Annotated in this window: 4 protein-coding genes, 1 tRNA gene and 1 pseudogene; 3 read left to right on the top strand and 3 right to left on the bottom strand. The window is 72.1% G+C overall.

Translation table 11 applies throughout. From position 1 onward, the window contains the following. From GH736_RS17330 to GH736_RS17320, 3 genes are all read left to right on the top strand, one after another. On the top strand, positions 1-670 hold a 670-nt coding region (locus GH736_RS17330; protein ID WP_159605557.1), incomplete at its 5' end, for a M20/M25/M40 family metallo-hydrolase. An 81-nt stretch (positions 671-751) separates the two neighbouring features. Continuing rightward, on the top strand, positions 752-2,200 hold the full coding sequence (locus GH736_RS17325) for an MFS transporter (RefSeq protein ID WP_159605555.1): 1,449 nt from the start codon (positions 752-754) through the stop codon (positions 2,198-2,200). A gap of 34 nt (positions 2,201-2,234) precedes the next feature. Beyond that, complete coding sequence (locus GH736_RS17320) at positions 2,235-2,930, top strand: DNA alkylation repair protein (protein ID WP_159605553.1); 696 nt, start codon at positions 2,235-2,237, stop codon at positions 2,928-2,930. A 36-nt stretch (positions 2,931-2,966) separates the two neighbouring features. Here the strand turns inward: GH736_RS17320 and GH736_RS17315 are convergent, their stop codons facing one another. The 3 genes and pseudogenes from GH736_RS17315 to GH736_RS17305 all read right to left on the bottom strand — a co-directional run. Then, positions 2,967-4,445 carry an MFS transporter gene (locus tag GH736_RS17315; RefSeq protein WP_159605551.1) on the bottom strand — a complete coding sequence of 493 codons (1,479 nt, stop codon included), beginning with the start codon at positions 4,443-4,445 and terminating at the stop codon, positions 2,967-2,969. A gap of 74 nt (positions 4,446-4,519) precedes the next feature. Continuing rightward, a tRNA-Ala gene (locus tag GH736_RS17310) sits at positions 4,520-4,592 on the bottom strand. 57 nt (positions 4,593-4,649) lie between these two features. Beyond that, positions 4,650-4,847, bottom strand: a pseudogene (locus tag GH736_RS17305) (hypothetical protein); the annotation flags it as partial.

Raw genomic sequence — 4,847 nt, 5'->3', positions numbered from 1 at the left:
GACCGCGCGCATCGCCCGCGCCGTGCACCGGCTCTCGCCGAACCCGTTCCCGAAGCGGATGCCGCGGTCGACGCGCACCATGCTCGCCGCGTTCGTCCCACACACGAGCGGCGCGGCGCGGATGCTGCTTCGCCTCCTCACCGCCGTGCCCTGGCTGAGCGCCCGGGTGTTCGCCCGGCTGGGCGGCGAGCCGGCCGCGCTCGTGCGCACGACCGTGGCGGCGACCATGCTCGAGGGCGGCACGGCCGACAACGTGCTCCCGGCGAGCGCGAGCGCGACCCTCAACCTCCGCATCGCGGCGGGCGAGACGATCCCGTCGGCCGCTGCGCGCGTGCGCCGAGTCATCCGCGACCGCGCGGTGACGGTCGAGGTCGTCGCGGGCAGTGACCCCTCCCCCGAGTCGCCGACCGACGGCGCGCCGTTCGCGGCGATCGTCGCGGCCGTGGCCGCGTCGTATCCCGAGGCCATCACCGCGCCCTACCTGATGATGGCGGCGACGGACTCGCGCTGGTTCCACCGGTTCTCGCCCGCGGTCTACCGCTTCGCGCCGCTGCAGATGAACGCGGCGCAGCGGGCGTCGATCCACGGCGTCGACGAGTGGGTGACGACCGACAGCCTCGAACGCGGCGAGCGCTTCCACCGGGCGCTCATCTCGTCCCTCCCCGGGTGAACGAGCGGGATCGCTCGAGCCGGTGGGAACCGGGACGCGTGACCCACTAGGGTGAATCCACCCCCACCCGAAGGAGCCCCGATGACGCGTGCTGCCAGACTCGGACCGGTCGCCGCGATCGTCGGCTTCCTCGCGTTCGTGGAGTTCACGAGCGGCATCCTGCAGGGCTACTACACGCCGCTGCTGACCGACATCGCCCGGCACCTCGGCATCCACGACGCCGACGTGAACTGGCTCGAGGGCACCCAGCTCATGCTCTCGGCCCTCGTCGTGCCGGCCTTCGCGAAGCTCGGCGACATGATCGGCCACAAGCGCATGCTGGTGTGGTCGACGGCCATCACCGCGGTCGCGTCGACGGCGCTCGCGTTCACCGACCAGTTCTGGGTGTTCCTCGCGGCGTGGGCGTTGCAGGGCTTCTACGTCGTGTGGCTCCCGCTCGAGATCGCGCTCATCTGGTCGCGCAGCCGTTCGGCCGACCGCCCCGCCGCGATGACGCGCAAAGCGGCGGGACTCCTCGTCGCGGCGCTCGAGTTCGGGGCGATCGCCGGCGCGCTGGCCGCCGGCGCCCTCGCCGACGTCCTGCCGATGCGGGTGCTGCTGCTCATCCCGGCCGTCGCCGTCGTGCTGTGCCTCGTCGTCGTCGTGTTCGGCGTGAAGGAGTCGCCGGACCTCGCGGGTGGTCGGTTCGACACGGGTGGCCTCGTGCTGATCTCGCTCGCCCTACTCGCGCTCACCGGCGGGCTCAGCTTCATGCGCCTCAACGGCCCCGCCGACCTGCTGAGCTGGGCGCTCGTGCTGCTCGGCGCACTGCTCGTGATCCCCTTCGCGCGGTATGAGCTCCGGCACGACGACCCGCTCATCGACGTGCGGATGTTCCGCTCGCCGTCGCTGTGGCCGGTCTTCCTCACCGCCGGCCTCTTCGGCGTGAGCGTGCTGGGCGCGCAGGCGCCGCTGTCGACGTTCGCGCGCACCGACGTCGCCGAGGTCGGCTACGGGCTCGGTGCCACGAGCTTCCAGACCTCATTGCTCGTCGGATCGTACGTGCTCTCGCTCGTCGTCGGCGCCATGCTGTTCCCGCTCGCGACCCGGTGGATCACCCCGCGCGTCGCGCTCATCGGCGCCAGCGCGCTCGTGTCGCTCGGGTACCTGCTGTTCCTGCCGTTCCACGAGGGGTACGGCCAGGTGCTCGCGAACATGGTGATCGCGGGAATCGGCTCGGGTGCGCTCGTGGCCGCGCTCCCGGCCGCGGCCGCCGCGGCCGCCCCCGCGCACCAGACCGGCGTCGCGACCGGACTCACCAACTCGGTGAAGACGGTCGGCGGCGCGATCGCGTCGTGCGTGTTCGGCATCGCCCTGCTCGGCGCGGCCGGCGAGGCGGCCACGGGCACCGCGGGCTCCTTCGCCGGGTACGTCACCGTCTGGCTCGTCTGCGGCGTCACCGCCGCCGTCGCGGCCGTGCTGCTCGCGTTCGTGCCGAGGCTGGCGTTCTCGGACGCACCGGCGGTGGAGGGCGCCACGGTCGTACGCTGAGTGGCAGTGCGCGACGCGAGCGAGGGAGCAGTCGATGACGGATGCCACGGAGCTGGTCGCAACGCTCGAGGAGCTCGCCACCGTGGCCGAGCGCGAGAAGTACACCAGGTACTTCCCGCCCGACCCCGACGCCCCGTTCATCGGCGTGCGGATGGGCGCCGTGTTCGACCTCGCGAAGACCGCGCTCGACCTTCCGATCCCCGAGCTCGAGTCGCTGCTCGAACGACCGACGCACGAGGTGCGGGCGCTCGCCTGCAGCATCATGGGCAAGTCCGCGGCCGCCCGCGCGACCACGGCCGAGCGACGGACCGACCTCTACGGGCTCTACCTCCGACGGCACGACCGCATCGACCAGTGGGACCTGGTCGACCTCGCCGCACGGGACGTCGTCGGGGCGTACCTGCTCGACCGCGACCGCGCCCCGCTCGCCCGCCTCGCGGCATCCGCGTTCTGGCCCGAGCGCCGCACCTCGCTCGTGGCGACCTTCGCGTTCCTGAAGCGCGGCGAGCTCGACGACGCCTACGCCCTCGCCGAGCGGCTCGCGGCCGACCCCGAGCCGTTCGTGCAGAAGGCGCTCGGCTGGGTGCTCCGCGCGGCCGGCGACCATGATCCGGGTCGGCTCATCGCGTTCGTCGAGCCGAGGGCGGCGACCATGCCGCGGGTGGCGCTCCGAGCCGCGATCGAGCACGTGCCGAAGGACGAGCGGGCGCGCATCCTCGCCATCCGCTGAGCGTCGGTCGCGGCATCCGCCCGACACTCGCGCCGTTCAGGCGAGCGACCGCTTCTGCCGGCGCCGGGCACCGAGATCGAGCAGTCCGACGGCGAACGCGATGGCGATGAACATCGCCACCGCGAGCATGCCGAGGCCGTAGGCGTCGTGGTAGACGCCGAGGTCGCCCGAGTCGGCAGTGCCGGTCTCGCGATAGATGGTCGCGTAGAAGAGCGACAGGGTGACCGCGGTGCCGACCGCCGTGCCGATGCGCTGGCCGAGCTGGCCGACCGATCCGGCGAGGCCGCCCTGCTTCACCGGGATGTCCGCGAGCGCGAGGGTCTGGTTCGGCGAGATCACGAGACCACCGCCGAAGCCGGCGATGACCATGGCCCCGGCCATCGCCCAGGCGGTGATCTCGGGCGGCGTCAGGAGCGCGGCGAGCACCAGCAGCCCGATGCCCACGAGCACGGTCGCGAGGCCCACGACGACGAGCGGACGACCGAGGCGGTTCACGAGGTTGCCGCCGATCCACGACGACACGGCGCTCGTGAGGGCGAACCCGATGCTCACCATGCCGGCGAAGACCGGCGCGAGCCCCAGTCCGTGCTGGAGGTAGAGCGTCGTCAGCAGGAACATCGATGGCGCCGCGGCGAAGTACGCGGACGCGAGCACCGTACCGTTGCGGTAGGAGCTCACGCCGAACAGCGAGAGCGGGACGAGCGGGTGACGCCCGGATGCCGCGTAGTGGCGCTCCCACGCCACGAACCCGGTCGCGGCGATCACGAAGACCACGAGCAGCCACCACCGGGCGGGGTTGTCGTCGGGCGATCCGGTGGTGAAGAGGAACGGCCACATCAGCGAGACGATCGTGACGGCGAAGAGCAGGAGGCCGACCGGATCGAGCTCGAGCGGCCGCGACGACCTCGTACGGGTGTCCGGCAGGAGCCACAACGCCAGGGCGATCGCCGCGAGCGAGAGGGGAACGTTCATCCAGAAGATGCCACGCCAGCCGTCCTCGGGGCCGCCGATCGCGATCGCCAGCCCGCCGAGGGTCGGGCCGAACGCCGTGGCGATACCGATCGTCGCACCGAACAGGCCGAAGGCCTTGCCGCGCTCGGCGCCCTGGAACAGCTGCTGGATGAGGCCGAGCACCTGCGGCATCTGGATGCCGGCCGCGACACCCTGCAGGAGGCGGGCGACCAGCAGGAACTCGCCGGTCGGCGCGAGCGCGCAGGCCAGGCTCGTCACCGTGAAGAGGCTGAGCCCGATCACGAAGAGCGCGCGGCGCGAGCGCTGGTCGCCGATGCGGCCCGCGGGCACGAGCGTCAGCCCGAACGCGAGCACGTACCCCGAGACGATGAGCTGCAGCTCGGTGGACGTCGCGCCGAAGGCCGACTCGATCGACGGCAGCGCCACGTTGACCTTCGTGAGGTCGAGGATCGTCAGTCCGGCGACGGCGACGCACACCCAGTACGCGCGCCAGCGCTTCGCGTCCGTCAGCGGGATGGACTGCGTGGGCGTGGGCTGCGACATCCCGTCCACCCTACGCCCGTGGTCCATCGTGAACGGAGAACGGCCGGCACCCGAGTGGATGCCGGCCGTCGAGGTGGACCCAGGGGGATTCGAACCCCCGACCTTCTCATTGCGAACGAGACGCGCTACCAACTGCGCCATGGGCCCGAGCGAGAACGACTCTATCATTTCTCACGGGGTGGTTCTGACACTCCACAGGGCTGGTCAGCCTGCTTGGCGACGGCGCCGCAGGACCGCGTCGAGGTCCTCGAACCCGGGCCCGGCCTCCTCGATGATGCCCATTCGGGCGTAGGGGCTGGCGGGTTCGAGGCGGTCCCGAGCGGATGCCGCGGGCGCGGGCGACTGGGCGGACGCCGTGGCCGCCGCGGCGATCGACGGCACCACCGGCTCCAGCTCTTCGAC

It is taken from the genome of Agromyces humi, from assembly GCF_009720255.1.
Lineage (GTDB): Bacteria > Actinomycetota > Actinomycetes > Actinomycetales > Microbacteriaceae > Agromyces > Agromyces humi.
Note: the sequence above shows the minus strand (reverse complement) of the source record. Positions and strands in the feature narration are given on the sequence as shown.